At 62.8% G+C, this 15,936-nt stretch carries 15 protein-coding genes; 6 read left to right on the top strand and 9 right to left on the bottom strand.

What is annotated here, in order from left to right:
* Nucleotides 1-166 precede the first annotated feature (166 nt).
* From CW354_RS21560 to CW354_RS21550, 3 genes are all read right to left on the bottom strand, one after another.
* Nucleotides 167-670 carry a hypothetical protein gene (locus tag CW354_RS21560; RefSeq protein ID WP_104832171.1) on the bottom strand — a complete coding sequence of 168 codons (504 nt, stop codon included), beginning with the start codon at nucleotides 668-670 and terminating at the stop codon, nucleotides 167-169.
* A 121-nt stretch (nucleotides 671-791) separates the two neighbouring features.
* Complete coding sequence (gene cobS, locus CW354_RS21555) at nucleotides 792-1,781, bottom strand: cobaltochelatase subunit CobS (RefSeq protein ID WP_104832170.1); 990 nt, start codon at nucleotides 1,779-1,781, stop codon at nucleotides 792-794.
* Between the two features lie 121 nt (nucleotides 1,782-1,902).
* A complete protein-coding gene (locus CW354_RS21550) occupies nucleotides 1,903-2,556 on the bottom strand; it encodes a J domain-containing protein (RefSeq protein WP_165793892.1) in 654 nt (217 codons plus the stop codon).
* Between the two features lie 72 nt (nucleotides 2,557-2,628).
* On the opposite strand from CW354_RS21550, the gene CW354_RS21545 reads away from it, so the two are divergent.
* The 3 genes from CW354_RS21545 to CW354_RS21535 all read left to right on the top strand — a co-directional run bounded on the left by CW354_RS21545 (nucleotide 2,629) and on the right by CW354_RS21535 (nucleotide 4,116).
* Nucleotides 2,629-2,907 (top strand): BolA family protein, encoded by a 279-nt coding sequence (locus CW354_RS21545; RefSeq protein WP_104832168.1) that lies wholly within the window; start codon nucleotides 2,629-2,631, stop codon nucleotides 2,905-2,907.
* Between the two features lie 25 nt (nucleotides 2,908-2,932).
* Nucleotides 2,933-3,529: a rhomboid family intramembrane serine protease gene (locus tag CW354_RS21540; RefSeq protein ID WP_104832167.1), complete on the top strand. Its 597-nt coding sequence runs from the start codon at nucleotides 2,933-2,935 to the stop codon at nucleotides 3,527-3,529.
* 152 nt (nucleotides 3,530-3,681) lie between these two features.
* A complete protein-coding gene (locus CW354_RS21535; RefSeq protein ID WP_104832166.1) occupies nucleotides 3,682-4,116 on the top strand; it encodes a hypothetical protein in 435 nt (144 codons plus the stop codon).
* A gap of 3 nt (nucleotides 4,117-4,119) precedes the next feature.
* On the opposite strand, the gene CW354_RS21530 is transcribed toward CW354_RS21535, so the two are convergent.
* Together CW354_RS21530 and CW354_RS21525 are read right to left on the bottom strand one after the other, a co-directional pair.
* Complete coding sequence (locus CW354_RS21530; RefSeq protein ID WP_104832165.1) at nucleotides 4,120-4,662, bottom strand: J domain-containing protein; 543 nt, start codon at nucleotides 4,660-4,662, stop codon at nucleotides 4,120-4,122.
* A 90-nt stretch (nucleotides 4,663-4,752) separates the two neighbouring features.
* Nucleotides 4,753-4,974: a DUF2842 domain-containing protein gene (locus CW354_RS21525; RefSeq protein ID WP_104832164.1), complete on the bottom strand. Its 222-nt coding sequence runs from the start codon at nucleotides 4,972-4,974 to the stop codon at nucleotides 4,753-4,755.
* A 71-nt stretch (nucleotides 4,975-5,045) separates the two neighbouring features.
* Between CW354_RS21525 and CW354_RS21520 the strand changes: the two genes are divergently transcribed.
* Nucleotides 5,046-6,137, top strand: a complete 1,092-nt coding sequence (locus tag CW354_RS21520; RefSeq protein ID WP_104832163.1) for a COX15/CtaA family protein — start codon at nucleotides 5,046-5,048, stop codon at nucleotides 6,135-6,137.
* A gap of 143 nt (nucleotides 6,138-6,280) precedes the next feature.
* On the opposite strand, the gene CW354_RS21515 is transcribed toward CW354_RS21520, so the two are convergent.
* Complete coding sequence (locus CW354_RS21515; RefSeq protein ID WP_104832162.1) at nucleotides 6,281-7,339, bottom strand: class I SAM-dependent methyltransferase; 1,059 nt, start codon at nucleotides 7,337-7,339, stop codon at nucleotides 6,281-6,283.
* Nucleotides 7,340-7,435: 96 nt separating this feature from the next.
* Complete coding sequence (locus tag CW354_RS21510) at nucleotides 7,436-8,554, bottom strand: hypothetical protein (protein WP_104832161.1); 1,119 nt, start codon at nucleotides 8,552-8,554, stop codon at nucleotides 7,436-7,438.
* Between the two features lie 287 nt (nucleotides 8,555-8,841).
* On the opposite strand from CW354_RS21510, the gene rplM reads away from it, so the two are divergent.
* Nucleotides 8,842-9,315, top strand: a complete 474-nt coding sequence (gene rplM / locus CW354_RS21505; RefSeq protein ID WP_104832160.1) for a 50S ribosomal protein L13 — start codon at nucleotides 8,842-8,844, stop codon at nucleotides 9,313-9,315.
* Nucleotides 9,316-9,318: 3 nt separating this feature from the next.
* On the top strand, nucleotides 9,319-9,810 hold the full coding sequence (gene rpsI, locus CW354_RS21500; protein ID WP_104832159.1) for a 30S ribosomal protein S9: 492 nt from the start codon (nucleotides 9,319-9,321) through the stop codon (nucleotides 9,808-9,810).
* A 233-nt stretch (nucleotides 9,811-10,043) separates the two neighbouring features.
* Here the strand turns inward: rpsI and CW354_RS23600 are convergent, their stop codons facing one another.
* A complete protein-coding gene (locus CW354_RS23600; protein WP_104832158.1) occupies nucleotides 10,044-13,868 on the bottom strand; it encodes a translocation/assembly module TamB domain-containing protein in 3,825 nt (1,274 codons plus the stop codon).
* Entirely contained in the window at nucleotides 13,868-15,673 is a 1,806-nt protein-coding gene (locus CW354_RS21490) for an autotransporter assembly complex protein TamA (RefSeq protein ID WP_104832157.1), read from the bottom strand. Before CW354_RS21490 ends, CW354_RS23600 begins: the two co-directional genes overlap by 1 nt.
* Nucleotides 15,674-15,936 lie beyond the last annotated feature (263 nt).

Genomic DNA, 15,936 nt, shown 5'->3' with positions numbered 1-15,936 from the left:
GCAAGCAAACATTCATTGCGATCATGAAAATATAAGAATGATGCAATTAAAGGAATTTATTGCGCTAAAATTTCATCAATTTTTAGATGCAACGCCTATATGCACAAATATCAGTACACGGAATATTTTTCGCCGCAGCGCAAACCGCGTGATATAACATCACTCATCACTGCTGCGGCGCCCGGCAGGATCCCGCGTAAACGGCGACGCCGCCTTCGGCGGCGGGGCCATAGGCGATAAACGACAAATCTTTTTCAAAGGCGATGGTGACGCCATCCTGGTGAAAGACGTGCAGATCGGCGGAGCGCAGCGCCTGTGCAGGCGCAGCAAAAATGTCGGGCGTTATGCTTGCACTGAACATGCGGCGGGGCTCGGGTTCGTAGCGGTCGGTTTCTCCGCTGAGATCGCGGTCTAGGCCGCGTAAAGGGCCTTTGCGCAACTCTTCCGGCGTGACTGGCGACTCATAGGCGGAGAACACAAACGCCGCCGGGGCGCGATCCAGGTCATAGCTTTCGGCGGATGAGGTGACGCCGGCGGTCTCGTCAATGTTGCATTGATAGTCGCCGAAGCTTGCAATTGGCGGCTGCGGGACTTGAGAGGTCGCGCAGGCGGGCAGGGCGGTCGCCGCGAAAGCCGCGATGCAGGCGGAAAAACCGAAGACGCGCTGCATGGGCAGAGGCCTCCTCAAGCCAAAACTTGGATGAGGCCAGCCTAATCCCGCCGCCTGATCAGGAAAAGAAAAAACTGCAGCCGCGAAAACCGCCAAAAGGCGATAAACGCCGCATCCTGTTTTACGCGACGGAGACCTGCGGCGCCGCTTCGGGCAGGTCTTCGCCGAAGGCGCGCTGATAGAATTCCGCGACCGTGGGGCGCTCGAGCTCGTCGCATTTGTTGAGGAAGGTCACGCGGAAGGCATAGCCGATATTCTGGAAGATCTCGGCGTTCTGCGCCCAGGTGATGACCGTGCGCGGGCTCATGACCGTGGAGATGTCGCCGGCGATGAAGGCGTTGCGCGTCATGTCGGCGACGCGAACCATGGCGTTGATCGCCTCGCGGCCTTCTTTCGAATCGTAAAGCGGACATTTCGCGATCACGATTTCCGCTTCTTCGTCATGTTCGAGATAGTTGAGCGTCGTCACGATGGACCAGCGGTCCATCTGGCCCTGGTTGATCTGCTGCGTGCCGTGATAGAGGCCGCTCGTGTCGCCAAGCCCGATGGTGTTGGTCGTCGAAAAGAGCCGGAAATAAGGGTTCGGCGTTAAGACCTTGTTCTGGTCCAAGAGGGTGAGGCGGCCTTCCGCTTCGAGCACGCGCTGGATGACGAACATCACGTCCGGGCGGCCGGCGTCATATTCGTCGAAGACGAGCGCCACCGGGCGCTGGAACGCCCAGGGCAGGATGCCTTCCTTGAACGCCGTCACCTGCTGGCCGTCTTCAACGACAATGGCGTCCTTGCCGATGAGATCGATGCGGCTGACATGGCTGTCGAGATTGATCCGGATGCAGGGCCAGTTAAGGCGCGCCGCCACCTGTTCGATATGGGTCGACTTGCCGGTGCCGTGATAGCCCTGGACCATGACCCGGCGGTTCCTGGCGAATCCGGCGAGGATCGCCATGGTGGTCTCCGGGTCGAACCGGTAGGCCTCGTCGAGCGGCGGCACATAGGTGTTCGGCTTCGAAAAGGCGGGGATATCGATATCCATGGCGACGCCGAAGACCTCCTTGGCGGAGACGGTCTTGTCGGGCGCGTCCATGAATTCTTCGTCGGTCATTTCGGCCATAGCGGCGGCTTTCGTTTGTTGCACTGCACTTGCGGGCGGACCCTCGCCTGAAAGGGACGCCATGACAAGGCTCTAAGGCGCCACAAATGGCGGCGCCGCGGGGCTCTGTAAAGGCTTGGGGCTAGAGGAACTGGCCCTTTTTCAGGATCTGGTGGGCCTTCACAACCTCGGCGAGCTGCTGCTCGGCGCTGCGGTCGCCGCCATTGGAATCCGGGTGGAAGCGGCGCACGAGCTCCGCATAGCGGCGGCGGATCTCCCCGGAAGAGGCGGAATAGGACAGCGCCATGGTGTCGAAGGCGTTGACCTGCAGCTTGGTCAGCCGCTTGCCGCCGCGATAATGGCCGCGGGTCTCTGTCTGGACCTTCGCCTCTTTGCCGAAGACGCCGAAGCTATCCTCCATATCCGCCGGCCCGCGGGCGTTGGCGGCGGCCCGGGCGCGGTCGTTCTTGCCCATAGACCAGGTCGGGCGGTCGCCATACTGGCTCGCCTCGCGCACTTTCTGGGCCTCGCCTTCCGAGAGGCCCTCGAAATAATTCCAGCTGCGGTTGTGCTCGCGGGCGTGGGCCATGCACAGCCAGATCCGCTCGCGCGGCTCGCGAGGGGATTTCGGCAGGCTGCAGGCGGCCTTCGACTCGCAATCCGGCGCTGCGCAGTCGTGTTTGGACGGATCTTCGCCCGACTGCGCCGCGGAGGCGGTCTTCTTCTTCTTTTCCTGGCCGGGCGGTTTGACCCGAATGTCGAAACCGAGGCGGGGCTTGTAATTTCTCTCAGACATCGGGGCAATATGGGGGCGGTTGCGTCTTGACACAATCTTGACGTCTATGGCTGTTATGTCGTTTCTGGGCCCATGCCGGTTTCCGATTCCATCCATGAGAAATTAACCAAGGGGCTCGCGCCTCAGCGGCTCGAGGTGATCGACGAATCCCACCTCCATGCGGGGCACGCCAGCGCGCCGGAAGGGGGCGAATCGCATTTTCGGCTCCTCATCGTTTCCGCCGCTTTCGAGGGCTTGAGCCGCGTCGCCCGCCAGCGCCTCGTCAACGGTCTTCTCAGCGAAGAGCTTTCCGGCCCCGTCCACGCCCTCGCCATGAAGACGCTGACGCCGGACGAAGCGGCGGCGGCGTAAGAAAAGAGCGGGACCGAAAACAGCCATGGAACTTCCCGGCGCGCCCGCCACCTACGCCCTGATTATCGCCAATCTGGTCGCCAGCATTTATGGGCTTTCCTTTGACCGGGGTTTTGTCGGTTCTTTCGCCTTCAATGTCGGCGCGCTGGCGAAAGCGAAGCAGCATTACCGCGTCTTCACCTCGTCCTTCCTGCATGGCGACTATTTCCATCTCCTGTTCAACATGATGACCCTGTGGTTTTTCGGGCCCCAGGTTGAAAGACTTCTGGGTACGGACGGGTTTCTGGTGGTCTATTTCGGCGCGGTGCTGGCGAGCGGCATCGTCTCCTTTTATGTGAACAGGAAGAATTACGCCTATACCTCGCTCGGGGCGTCGGACGGGGTTTCGGGCGTCGTTCTGTCTTTTTGTCTGTTTTATCCGCTGGCGCCGATCTATTTCTTTTTGATTCCCATCGGCATCCCGGCGATCCTGTACGGCGTCTTTTACATTCTCATTTCCGCCAACATGATGGGCCGCTTCGGCGGCAAGACCGCTCATGAGGCGCATCTCGCCGGCGCGATCGCCGGCGTCGTGCTGACCGTATTGATGCGCCCTGACGTGATCACATATATCTTCGGTTGAGGCGCCGTCTCAATTTTCCGGGGAAACCCGCCGGAATACAGAGGGTTGTGCGGGCTCGCGGATATTGCGTTTAACGCGAATATGAGCCTGCAAACTTTTCAGCGCCGGATGAGTGCTATAGGCTCTCCAAAGGAGTAATGGGGGCGTAGTAGATGAGCCGACCGAGGCTTCCGGACGCGGTTCCGCCGGACAATCAGACCAAATCCTTCGGCCCGTCCAGCTTACCCGGCGCCGGCGGAGAAGAGGAATTCAAGGCTCCCGATACGGCGACGCCCGATTTCGCCATTCCGAATTCGAACGCCGGTCCTGAGGCGCAGAACGATGCGCCGTCCTTCGCGCGCCCGCCCGAACCGGCGCCGTCTTTCGCGAAAGTCATCATCGAGACCGACGACGAGGAAGACGAAGAAGAGGAGGAAGAAGACCATCTCATGGGCGGTCATCAACATCCTTCCTACCGGCTTTTGATTGTCATCGGCGTGCTATTGATCGCGCTTGCGGCGTTCGTCGCCTCGCGCAATCAGGGGCCGGACCTGCCCGATTGCGCCAGCCAGCCCGAATGGAACCAGTATAACTGCCGGAAGAGCTGAGCTTTAAGCCACGCGGTCGGTCTGCGTCGCGCCGCGTTCGCGCATGATTTTCTGATAGGCGTAATTGACTTTTTGCGAGGCGTGCACGGCCGCTTTCGCGATCTCTTCGTCGAGGCCGAGCGAAGACAGGCGGTCCGGATGCACCGCTTTCATGCGCGCCTTGTAGGCGCTGCGGATTTCCTCATCGGACGCCGACGGCGCGACGCGCAGAGCGGCGTAGGCGTCGAACGGCTTCATGGGTTTTTCTTCAAGCTTCGGCTCGCCGGAAAAGTCTTCGCCGTGCAGATTGGATTTCTTTTTGTCTTGGGCTTCGGTTTCTTTCTCTGTGATCGAGGCGATCTGGCTTTTGGCGATGATCATCGTCTCGCCGGAGGCAAGGCGCACCGGGATAAAGGCGCGGGAATCGTTCAACAGGTCGGAGGCGCGCTCGCCTAGGCTCGCAAAGACGGTGGCCGCCACCGGCTCCTCGCTGGTCGACATGCGCAAGGTGACGCAGATCTCGTTGCGGTGGCGGTAGGTCCGCTGCTTTGCATCGAAGGCGCTCATCTTGGGTCCCCGTTTCGCCGCCCATACCCAAAAGGCGGGTCTCGCGAGAGGGACTTGCAACCGGCTTGCCAGATTAACCTTTGCGGGGCTTTAACTATCGAGGCCCTTCTTTTTGCGGGGCTCGGCTTCCATCCATTGCATCGCGTAACGGGCCGGAAACGCCCAGGCGACGCCCGCAACGAGAAAGTAAAGGGCTTTCAGAAGCTGGTTATTCGGGACATATTCGCCGAGCGCGGCGGCTGCGAAAAAATACAGCATTAGCGCCGGCAGGAAGGCGAGAAAGCCGATCAGCTTCTTGATGCGCGGGCTCATTCGGGACCGTTTGTTGAGGCCGCGACGCAGCGCCGCGTGCGAAATGGGCGGGAATGCCCTAAAGGACGGCCATGGCCTCTAGCACGTCTTCCCAGCCCGCGCCAAACAGCGCCGCGCCCGGCGCCTCCCGCAGCAATCGGCGCATCGCGCTCTGGCTGTTCTTCATGTGCGGGCTCGTCGCCGCCATGGTGATCGTCGGCGGCGCGACGCGGCTCACCGATTCCGGTCTTTCCATCGTCGAATGGCGGCCTGTCACCGGCGCGATCCCGCCCATGAGCGAAGCGGACTGGCTTTCGGAATTCGAGAAATACAAGACCATTCCCGAATACGCCCAGGTCAATTTCGGGATGAGTCTCGCCGAGTTCAAACGGATTTACTGGTGGGAATGGGGCCACCGGCTGCTCGGGCGCATTATCGGCTTCGCGTTCCTCCTGCCGCTGATCTTTTTCGCCGCGACGAAACAGCTGACGCGCGATCTTTCCGTCAAGCTGGGGGGACTTTTTGTCTTGGGCGGGATGCAGGGCGCGCTCGGCTGGTGGATGGTGACGTCCGGTTTCGCCGACCGCATCGATGTCAGCCAGTACCGGCTTGCGGCGCATCTGTCGCTCGCCGTCCTGCTCTTCGCGGCGATGTTCTGGCTGGCGCTCGATTTGTGGCCGCAAAAGAAAATCGGGGTTTCCAAAAATCTGCAGCTTGGCGCCATGGCGCTCGCGGCCGGCGTTTTTCTTCAGATGGTGCTCGGCGCCTTTGTGGCGGGCTTGCGCGCAGGGCGCACTTTCAACACATGGCCCCTGATGGACGGCAAGTTTTTCCCGGACGGGTATTTCAACACCCCCGCCACCTTCCACGATCTTTTCGAGACCATGGCGGCGGTGCAGTTCAATCACCGCATCGGCGCTTATCTTCTCGCCGCCGGCGCCGTCTGGTTTTATCTCGCTGCGCGCAAGGGCGCCTATAAACACCGCGCGCATCTCATTCTCGCAGCGTTGGGCGTGCAGATCCTTTTAGGAATATGGACCGTTATCGCCGCGACGCCGATCGCGCTCGGCCTTTTGCACCAGGCCGGCGCACTGATCGTTTTCGCAACGGCGCTTTACGCCGCCCATGGCGCCAAACGGGCTGAGAGCCCGCCCGAAAATTCAATAAAATGCGTTCATGCCTGACGGTCAGACGTCCGCCAGCGCGAACCCGATGCTCCTCGGGCTCTCATTGTTTAGAACGAAGAGCCTGATGCGCATCGTATCCTGGCAAGCGAACGTCCGATTACGCCTCCTCTCGGAAGCTTGCTGCATTTTCGGTCAGGCTCTTAGGCCCGCGCTTCGAGCACCATATTGGTGGGCGTCTCGCTCGCCCGGCGCACTTTCGTGAAGCCCGCTTCATTGAGGACTTGCGTCAGGCGCTTTTCGCCCGCCTGCGCGCCGAGCCCGAGACCCACTTCCTGGGCCAGCGAGGCGGGCACGCACGCGGTCGTCGAAAAGCCGTAGAAGATGCGGCCCAGCGGATGCAGGTTTTCCTCCAGCTTGTCGCCCGCCATGGGCTCGACCAGCATGAAAACGCCGTCCGGCGACAGGGTTTCGCGGATATGCGCCGCCGCGCCGACGGGATCGCCCATATCGTGCAACGCGTCGAAGATGCAGGCGAGATCGTAATCCGACCCCGGAAAATCCTTTGCCGAGGCGACTTCGAATTTCACATTGGCGACGCCTTCCTTCGCCGCCTCTTCGCGCGCTTTCTCGACCGACGGTTCGTGGAAATCGAAACCGGTGAAAGTCGAATTCGGAAAAGTCTTGGCCATGAGGATCGTCGAGCTGCCATAGCCGCAGCCGATATCGGCGACCGAGCCGCCGGCTTCGAGCTTGTCCTTGACGCCCGTTAAAGACGGGATCCACGCATCCATGAGATGCGCCGCATAGCCGGGCCGGAAGAACCGGTCCGTTGCGCAAAAGCAGCAGGGCGGCTGGTCGCTCCACGGACGGCCCTTGCCGGACTTGAACGTGTCGACAATTTTCTCGTGAGATTCGAACTGGGAAACGATCGCCTGGAAGAACCCTTGCATGCACATGGGCTGGCCTTCGCGCCCGAAAATCGTCGCCTGCTCCGGCGACAGCGCGAAAGTTTCGTTCTTGGCGTCATAATCGACATAACCGGCCGCGGCGTTGACGCTCAGCCATTCGCGCAGATAACGCTCGTTAAGGCCGGTCTTTTTGGCGAGTGTTTCGGACGTCATCGGCCCTTCGCCGTCCATGGCGTCGTAGACGCCGGCCTGATCGCCGAGATAAGCCATGAGAACGCCGGTCGCGCCGGCGATATCGCCGATGACCTTTCCGGCCAGCTCTTCCAGCTTTGCTTCGTTCGGTGCTGTCATGAGTTCACTCCCCGTGATTGCTTATAGCGGGCTGAGCGCCCGCAGCCGGGGGAGGCTAACACGGAATTCGATGACAGTTGACGGGGGAGCTGTCGCTTATTGCTGATCGAAGTTGGCGGGGATGATAAGTCCGCCGTCTTCGGTCGTGGGCGCCTCGCCCCGCGGAGAGACCGGCTCGCCGAGCGGCAGCGAAAGCGCGTTCTTCACCGTGCTCGCCGGCGCGATGCGGATCGCCGGACCGTCTTCCGTTTCGGCGACGCCGAAGGCGATGACGCCGTTGCGGTAAAGCGCGCCGAGATTGGCGCCGGTCGCGCCGAAGACCTCAGCTTCGCCGACCGCCGGGAGCGAGCTTGTCTCGATAAGCCGCACCGAGCCCAGCGCGGCGCCGGTTTCGCGGTCGAAGACATGGACTTCGCCTTGCGCAAGGCCGGCGAGGAAGAGGTGGCCTGTAATGCCGGAGGCGTCTTCTTCGCCGGCGGCGGGAACAACGCTGAGATCGCCGGTCCGGTCCGCCGGGCCTTTCGCGAAGGGCGCGGCGAAGCTGTTATCGCCGGCAAGCCGGTAGATGTCGCCAGTGTCCGCCGCGGCGAGAAGCGCGCCGTCGAGATCGACGGCGCAGCTGACGAGGTTGTCCGGCGCGGCGATTTCGGTTTGGCTGTCGACGGCGACGCCGCTTTCGCTGGCGGCGAGATTGAAGACTTGGATCTTGTCTTTCTGAATGACGAAGAGCGACGGCGCCGCGACGCCCAGTCCGCGGCCGAGACAGAAACCGCGCACCGCGCCGCGAATGGCGGGGCCGGCCTCGAGCGGCAGGAAGGCGCGGCTCTGATTGTCGACGCCGTAAAACCGGAATGTGTTTTCGTCGCCGTCGAGAAACGCGATGAAGCCTGCCGCCGCATCGCCGAGGCCGAGATAGCCCGTGGCGACGCCGTCCGCGTTAAACCCGTCGATGCGCGAGACTTCCGTTCCGTCCTCCATGGAATAGGAGAGAACGCCGTCCTCCGTCGCCACGATCATCAGCCCGTTAAAGGAAAGCGTCGGGTGATCCCAGAAGGCGATCCCGGTCGCCGGCGCGGGCAGGCCCGGCAGTTCGTCGCTCACCGGCGCGGTGACGGAGGGAGCTTCCTGCGGCGCTTCGCCCGGCGGGGACGCTTCGCGCTCGCAAGCGGCGGCGAAAAGCAGAAGTCCGGCGAGGAGAGGGGCGGCAAGACGCATGATAGGGGCCTATTTTCGGTTACGGGCTTGGCGTCCTTGTCCGCTGCGCGCCTGGCGCCGTCAAGGCTGAGCCGATGACGGTTTGCTCAGCTTGACAATGAGGTATCAAAATACCTCATAAATAATGCCCTGATTTCCATATATTTATTGGAAGGGTGTTGACGCAAACGCGCCGGACGGGTACCTGCCGCGCTTCCAGCGGCGGGATGCGCCCGAAACGCGGCGTTCCGCCCCATGAATTCAACCGAACCGCTCCCTTTACGGGAAAAGACCCCAGGATTGGACCAATGAAAACCTACGCCATGAAACCGGCGGAAGCGGATGCGCAGAAGAACTGGATCCTGATCGATGCGGAGGGCCTTGTCGTCGGCCGCCTCGCGACGGTCATCGCCACGCGCCTTCGCGGCAAGCACAAGCCCGCCTATACGCCGCATGTGGATTGCGGCGACAATATCGTCGTCGTCAACGCCGACAAGATCGTCTTCACCGGCGACAAGCTGTGGAACAAGAAGTTCTACTGGCACACCGGTTATCCGGGCGGCATCAAGGAGCGCACCATGGAGAAGATCCTGGGCGGGGCGCATCCCGAGCGCGTTCTCATGAAAGCTGTCGAGCGCATGATGCCCAAGGAATCGCCGCTCGCCCGCAAGCAGATGACCAACCTTAAAATCTACGCCGGCGCGGAGCATCCGCACGAGGCGCAAAGCCCCGTCAAGCTCGACGTCGCCGCGATGAACGTTAAGAACAAGAAAGAAGCCTAAGCCATGAGCACGACTTCCCTTGAAGACCTGAAAGACGTCGCGACCGAAGCCGGCGTCGTTGAAGCCGCGCCGGAAGAAACTGCGCTGCCCGAGCCGAAAATCGACGCGCAAGGCCGCTCCTACGCCACCGGCAAGCGCAAGACCGCCGTGGCGCGCGTGTGGATCAAGCCGGGCGCCGGCAAGATCACCGTCAACGGCAAGGACCAGACGGAATATTTCGGCCGCGCGGTGCTGCAGATGATCATCAAACAGCCGCTCGTCGCCGCCGAACGCAACGACCAGTATGATGTCTTTTGCACTGTCACGGGCTCGGGCCCGTCGGGCCAGGCCGGCGCCGTGCGCCACGGCATCGCCCGCGCGCTCACCTTTTACGAGCCGTCCCTGCGCTCTGTGCTGAAAAAGGGCGGGTTCCTGACCCGCGACAGCCGGACCGTCGAACGCAAGAAATACGGTCGCAAGAAAGCCCGCCGCTCGTTCCAGTTCTCGAAACGTTAATCACGTTTCCGGGCCGGTTTTCCAAGCGCTGATCGGCGCTTGGAGGGCGGTTCTCCAAACGCTGGGAGATCTGTGGCGGAGGCTTTCCAAAGGTTAATCCTGGAGCGCTTTCGTGTCCGATTGGTAATTTGCGTTTTGAAGGCCCGGGGCCGATTCTGCCGGTCCCCCACACAACTATCCCAAAGCGCCGTCCCTGTTTTCACGGGGGCGGCGCTTTCGGGTTTGGGGCGTCCCTAAAAATCCTTTTTCCAGTTCGCCGAGACGGTCTGGTCGCCGTTCTGTTCAAGTTCGGTTTCAACGACGATATTGTCGGTGATCTCGTATTTGACCGAGACCGAGCCGTTGCGGCCTTCCGCGTCCTGACTGGCGGAGACGAAAAATCCCTCCGCCACATATTTGCCGACGGTTAGCGAGCCGCCGCCGCTTTGCGGATCGACATCGATATTCAAAAGATCGAGTCCGACCGCGCGGCGCAGTTTCCCGGTGATGCCGCCGCCGCCCCCGCCGAACGGGCCGATGCCGCTGAGCGAGGCGAGGGCGAGCGCGGCCTGCGCCGATTCCGTTTCCGACAGCTCCTGGGCGGGTTTGCCGAACAGGACGAAGGCCATGATGTCTTCCGACGGCATGGAAGGCGTCGACGTCAGCTCGATATCGGGATCGTCGGCCCGGCCCGAGACGGTGATGACGGCGGTGATGTCGGCGGTGCTCAGTTCGGCGCGGATGTCGATGCGCGGATTGTTCGGCGCCAGCCGGTCGAAGTCGACGGATCCGCGGGTGAGGTCGAAGCGCCGGCCCGAGAAATCGACCCAGCCGCGGCGCAAGGAAAGCGAGCCGAGCACCAGCGGCGCCTCGCGGCCGGTGACGGCGTTGACGTCCGCCGACCATTCGCTTTCGAGCCCGCGTCCGCGAATGAAAATGCGGTCGTCCGCCGACACATGGATGTCGTAGTCGAGATTGGGCTCGGACGCCGCCGCTTCCGTTTCCTGCGCCGCCTGGGGTTCGTCATTATAGGCGATGACCTCGATATCGACGAGGCCGGTGGATTCCGGGGAGGCGATTTCCGCATCGAGTTCGGCGACGGTGATCTCGCCTTCGGCCTTTAAGGCGCCGAGCGGCCCCGACAAGGAAAGATCGCCGTCGGCGCGCACCTTGTTCACCGGATGGGCGGAGAGTTCGGCGCCGTCGAGCTTGACCGCGAGCGTGATCTTCGACTCTTCGCCGAGCGTCAGATCGCCGTTGAAGGTAATCGTATCCTTGCGCGACTGCCCGGCGCCACTTGCGCCGCCTTTGAAGGTCAGGGCGCTCGCCCCGCCGCCATAGGAGGCCTGTGCCTCGGCATGCAGGCCGTCGAGCGAAAAGCCGGATTCGATTTCCGTATAGGCGCCGTCGGCGAGATCGGCGCGGCCCGAAAGGTCCGGCGCCTCGAGCGTGCCGGAAAGTCTGAAATCGGCGGCGAGATCGCCTTCGACGCTTTGCAGGACCGGCGGCATATAGGCGGCGAGCGCCTGAATGTCGCCTTCATAACGCACCCGGCCGTCGAGCTCTTCGGATGTGTCGACCGACAGCGCCGGCGTTTTGACCAGCTTCGCCGGCAGGCGCACGTCCATTTCGAGCGATTTTTCATCGCCGCGGTCGGTGAGGCGCAGGGTTTCGCCGTCCCAGACGAGACGGCCGTCGATCGAGGCCTCCTCGTCGGCGACCAGCAGCGAACGCAGATAAAATTCGCCGCGGCCGGGCGTTTCGGCCTCCGTGTCGAGGGCGACGGTCGCCGTCACCTGACTGTCGGCGCCCGGAATATTGGCGTTAGTGAACGCCGCGTCGGCGCGCCAGCGCGTTTCGCTGAAACCGCCGTCCAGGGAAATGACGCCGTCCTTGCCCCAATTCATGCGCAGATTGCGGATATCGACGCCGTCTTCGAAATCAAACCGGGCCGGGGCTGTCAGCTCCGCCCGGTTGTCGCGGATAACCGCCTCGAAGGCGGTGAGGGTCAGGGTCGGCGCGCCGCGCGCATTGAACTGGCCGCGCGCCGAAAACCCGGTGATCGCGCCGGCCTGGGGCGTCGTCACGCTGTCGCTCGAAACGGTGAGCTCCATGGCGCCGGGCGGGCCTTCGGCCGTCGCTTCGGCGCCGCTGACCGCTATCTCGTTGACGCGCAGCCTGCCGGCGCTCGCCTGCATCTTGCTGAGCGCGCCTTCGCGGGAAAGAACGCCCTTGATCGCAAGATCGCCGGCGGCGTTCACGCCGGGCCAGGGCTCGGCGTCTTTGTCGCCTTCATAGGCGAGGTCGAGATTTACTGTCTGGCGGTCGGGCTCCACGCGCCCGGTCCCTTTGAGCTCAAAGCCGCGCCCGGCGTAAAGCAGTTGCGGGAGCCGAACCGTTCCGTCCTCGGAGGACCGGAACCGGACCTCGAGGCGGCGCGGCGCATCGTTCGCAGCGCGCGCTTTCACCTCGCCATTGGGATAGCGCGGCAGGCCGGACAGCGCCGCCTGCGCATTCATCGGCGGCAGCGTGCTGTCGTTCATCTTGATGGCGGGCGTTTCGAACGCAGTGTTGAGCGTGAAGAGATCGAGCGGGCCGGAAAGATCGATGTCGCCGGTCACGGCGCCGGAAAAATCCGTTCCCGGCGCCAGTTTTTCGGCGACCTCCGCCGGCAGGATGATGTCGCCTTTCAGGGCGAGCGAGTCGTCTTCGAAGCCGTAAGCGCCGGCGCCCGTAAAGCGCGCGCCGCCGCCGGTTTCAAAGCGCGCATTCGTGAACTCTGCGCGGGTTTCGAAATCGGCGTCGAGGCCGGCTTCGAAAACAAAGCCGTCTTCAAGCCAGACAGGCGCGTTGTCGCGGGGGCCGGCCTCAAGCCTCGCATCGCCGGAAATCAGATGGCGCAGATCCGTTGCGCCGTTTTCAAGGGTGAGCGTCGCCAGCGGCCCGGCGAGCGTTCCTTTCAAGGCGTAGTCGTCGCGCCGCCAGTCGAGCACGGCTTTGAGGGCGAGCTCATCGCCGGCGATCTCCTGAATCTCCGGGCGGTAGTCTTCGGCGAGCTGGGCCTTCACCTCCACATTCAGCCTGTCGACGAAGCCGCGCGGCGCGCGCCACCGGAGCCCGCCTTCGATCTCGCCCAGCGCCGAGGTCAGCTTGCGAATGGCGAGGGCGCCGCCGCGGTTTTTCACGTCATAGCGCGCATCGAGCGCCACCGGCCCCGACAGCTCGGTGACCGAATTGAGCCGGGGGCCGGGCGCGAGGCTCAGCTTGATGTCCGCGCCGTCGAAGCCGTCGAAATTCGCGACGATCTGCGCTTCGATATCGCCATAACCGCCGATGGCTCCCGCGATGGTCATGGGGGCTTCATTGACCGGGCCGTCGCCGGCCGCATGGAGGGAGAGTGGGCCTTCAAGCCCGATGAGCGTGGTCAAGGCGCCGCCGGGCGCGCCCTTGATCGTTGCATCCAGTTTGAAATGGCCTTGCGAGGGCGATTTATCGAACAGGATGTCGGCCTCGTCGGCGCCGTCCCGGCTTGAGAGATTGAGCGCCAGCGCAATCTCGGGGCCGTCGAGACGCACTGCGCCGCCGCCGTCAATGCGCCGCTCGACGCCGTTCACGCGCGCCGTGAAACCGTCGACGACGAGACGGCGAATGTCGATATGCGGCGCCTCGCCGAAAATCTTGAATTGCCGCGCCTCGTCGTTTTGCGTTTCGCCTTCCGGCGGCGCGCCTTTCAGATCGGCGCCGGTCAGCACAGCCTCGTCGATGATAATCCGTTTACGGAGGAGGGCGAAAGGCCGCCATCTCAGCTCGAGCTTTTCTGCGGAAAGCCAGGGATCGGCATCGTCAGGCGATGTCGGGTCCCAAAGAGCGACGCCGTCGAGAATGATATGACCGGGCAGGCCGCCCTTGAGCGCGCCGACATCCGCGCGGCTGTCAAGCGCGCCGCCGAGCTGGCTTTCCACGATTTCCTCCAGGAACTCGCGTCCCGGCGGCGTGTGGAAGAGTCCGATCCACGCGCCGATGACGACGGCGATGACGGAACCGAGCGCAACGAGGGATATGACGATCGCATGGCGCATCAGAAGGGCTGCCCCAGCGCGATGTAAATCTGGAAGTCGCTGTCGGTCTCGCGCTTGTCGAGGGGAAAGGCGACATCGACGCGGATCGGCCCGATCGGCGTCAGATAGCGCACGCCGCCGCCATAGCCGATGAAATATTCATCGGTGAAATCGGGAACCGCTTTGGTCGAAACCGAGCCGGCGTCCACGAAGCCGGCGAGCTGCACTTTCTTGATCACCTTGACCCGCGCCTCGAAGGCGCCTTCGACTTTGGAGCGCCCGCCGATGGGATCGTTGTCGGCGTCGAGCGGGCCGGCCTCCTGGTAGCTGTAGCCGCGCACCGACCCGCCGCCGCCGGCATAGTAGCGCTTGTTGAGCGGCAGGTCGGCGAAGTCGATCGCGTAAGTGGAGCCGAGCGCGGCGCGCGCCGCCAGGGTCACAAGATCGTTCTTGCCGATATGGACGCGCCCGCGGGTCGAGAAATCCATCTGCGTAAAGCTCTTGGACCCGGTGTAGGGCGCGACGGTGAAAGCGGCGCGGAAGCCTTTGCTCGGATCGAGTAAGTCGTCTTCGGAATTCCAGATCACCGACAAGGGCGTTGAGACCAGATAATTCCGCTCTTCCTCGCCATTGTTGCGCACATTCGAGGTTTCAAGCGCAAGCGTTCCGCGGGTTTCGAGCTTGTCTTTGAGCCATTTCTTCGAAAGCCCGGCGGACAGCTCGAGTGAGCGCGCATTATAGGCGTCGGTCGTCTCATTGGTGAAGGCGGCGTTTCCGAAAGCCTCGCCGCCCAGACGGGGCAGGGGGCGGGAGAGCTTCACATTGGCCGACTGCTCGATTTCCGAGCCGCGAAATTCAAGGCGGCCGTTTTCGCCATGGCCGAACATGTTGCGATGTTCGAAGAACAGGCGCCCGCCAGGGCCTTCCGAGGTGGAATAGGAAAGGCCGGCGCCGATGGTGCGCTGCTTGCGCTCTTCGAGATTGACGACGATCGGCGCGGCGCCGTTTTCGTCGAGCGGGCCCGCATGAACGTCGATTTTGGAATAAAGGCCGGTCTTGCTGAGACGGTCGTAATAGGCGGTCAGTTTCTCCCGGTCGAACTCCTCGCCTTCTTCCCAGGTTTTCATGCGCGCAATGAAGGACGGGTCGGACTTGCCGTCGACATTGACGCGCGGCTTGCCGAATTGCGCTTTGGGACCGCTCTGGAAAACGAAGACGGCGTGAGCTTCGCCGCTTTCGAAGTCGGCGATGGCGCGGCGCGCAACAATTTGCGCTTCGGGAAATCCGTTGTTCAGAAGATAGGTGACGAAGGCTTCCTGATGCGCGCGCAAACTCGCGCCGTCGGCCTTGCCTCTTGTCTTGATTTTCGCCTCTTTCAAGGTTTGCGGCCGGCCTTCGGCTTCGTCCTTGTAGAGGACTTCATATTCGACGACCTTGAAAGCCTCGCCGGGCGCGATCTTGAACACGACCGTCGGGTCGCCGCCGCCGTCTGGATAGACCAGCTCGAAATCGGCCTTGCCGGCGTAATAGCCGGCGGCGCTCAGCGCCTCGTCGAAAGCTTCTATATCCCGCCGCGCGGCGCGGCGCAGCGCCGCAGCGGTTGGATAGTCGCGCTTGCCTTTGACCAGATCGGAGATCAACTGGAGCTTCGGCTTAAGCCCTTCGGGCGCGCCTTCGATCCTCGTGGAATAGGAGAGGTCGGGCGCCGCCTCGTCCTCCTCCCCCTGGGCGGCGAAGGCGGGCGCGCTGGCGGCGGGAATGAGGCTCGCGGCAAGGCCGCAGAAAACCGCCGCTTGCCAGTATGATCGCCGCTGGAAACGCAACATGTCCTTGCTCAATTCACGCCTGACCCGCAGCCCCGGTGCGGGGCCCGGCCGCTCCCTCCATGGAGTGTTTCTGCGCAGCCTGTCACGCCATGGTTAACCATGTGCTGCAAATAGGCCCGGGAGGCCGGCGTTTCCGCCGAAATGAGGGTATTCAACGGCTTTGCGGCGATTTTCCGGCGGTCCTCCCGGTCTCCTCAGCTTGGCGGGGGCGGGCGGGGTGCGCTATGCCCGTCCAGAGCCCGGCTCAAAAGTTCGCAACGCCG

The organism is Hyphococcus luteus (genome assembly GCF_002943565.1).
Lineage (GTDB): Bacteria > Pseudomonadota > Alphaproteobacteria > Caulobacterales > Parvularculaceae > Hyphococcus > Hyphococcus luteus.
Note: the sequence above shows the minus strand (reverse complement) of the source record. Positions and strands in the feature narration are given on the sequence as shown.

Bases quoted from the DNA above. Each gene is read 5' to 3' on its own strand.
- CW354_RS21550 (WP_165793892.1), bottom strand. From the start codon at position 2,556: ATGTCTGAGAGAAATTACAAGCCCCGCCTCGGTTTCGACATTCGGGTC.
- cobS (WP_104832170.1), bottom strand. From the start codon at position 1,781: ATGGCCGAAATGACCGACGAAGAATTCATGGACGCGCCCGACAAGACC.
- CW354_RS21525 (WP_104832164.1), bottom strand. From the start codon at position 4,974: ATGAGCCCGCGCATCAAGAAGCTGATCGGCTTTCTCGCCTTCCTGCCG.
- CW354_RS21520 (WP_104832163.1), top strand. From the start codon at position 5,046: ATGGCCTCTAGCACGTCTTCCCAGCCCGCGCCAAACAGCGCCGCGCCC.
- CW354_RS21515 (WP_104832162.1), bottom strand. From the start codon at position 7,339: ATGACAGCACCGAACGAAGCAAAGCTGGAAGAGCTGGCCGGAAAGGTC.
- rplM (WP_104832160.1), top strand. From the start codon at position 8,842: ATGAAAACCTACGCCATGAAACCGGCGGAAGCGGATGCGCAGAAGAAC.
- CW354_RS21560 (WP_104832171.1), bottom strand. From the start codon at position 670: ATGCAGCGCGTCTTCGGTTTTTCCGCCTGCATCGCGGCTTTCGCGGCG.
- CW354_RS21535 (WP_104832166.1), top strand. From the start codon at position 3,682: ATGAGCCGACCGAGGCTTCCGGACGCGGTTCCGCCGGACAATCAGACC.
- CW354_RS21510 (WP_104832161.1), bottom strand. From the start codon at position 8,554: ATGCGTCTTGCCGCCCCTCTCCTCGCCGGACTTCTGCTTTTCGCCGCC.
- CW354_RS23600 (WP_104832158.1), bottom strand. From the start codon at position 13,868: ATGCGCCATGCGATCGTCATATCCCTCGTTGCGCTCGGTTCCGTCATC.
- CW354_RS21530 (WP_104832165.1), bottom strand. From the start codon at position 4,662: ATGAGCGCCTTCGATGCAAAGCAGCGGACCTACCGCCACCGCAACGAG.
- CW354_RS21545 (WP_104832168.1), top strand. From the start codon at position 2,629: ATGCCGGTTTCCGATTCCATCCATGAGAAATTAACCAAGGGGCTCGCG.
- rpsI (WP_104832159.1), top strand. From the start codon at position 9,319: ATGAGCACGACTTCCCTTGAAGACCTGAAAGACGTCGCGACCGAAGCC.
- CW354_RS21540 (WP_104832167.1), top strand. From the start codon at position 2,933: ATGGAACTTCCCGGCGCGCCCGCCACCTACGCCCTGATTATCGCCAAT.
- CW354_RS21490 (WP_104832157.1), bottom strand. From the start codon at position 15,673: ATGTTGCGTTTCCAGCGGCGATCATACTGGCAAGCGGCGGTTTTCTGC.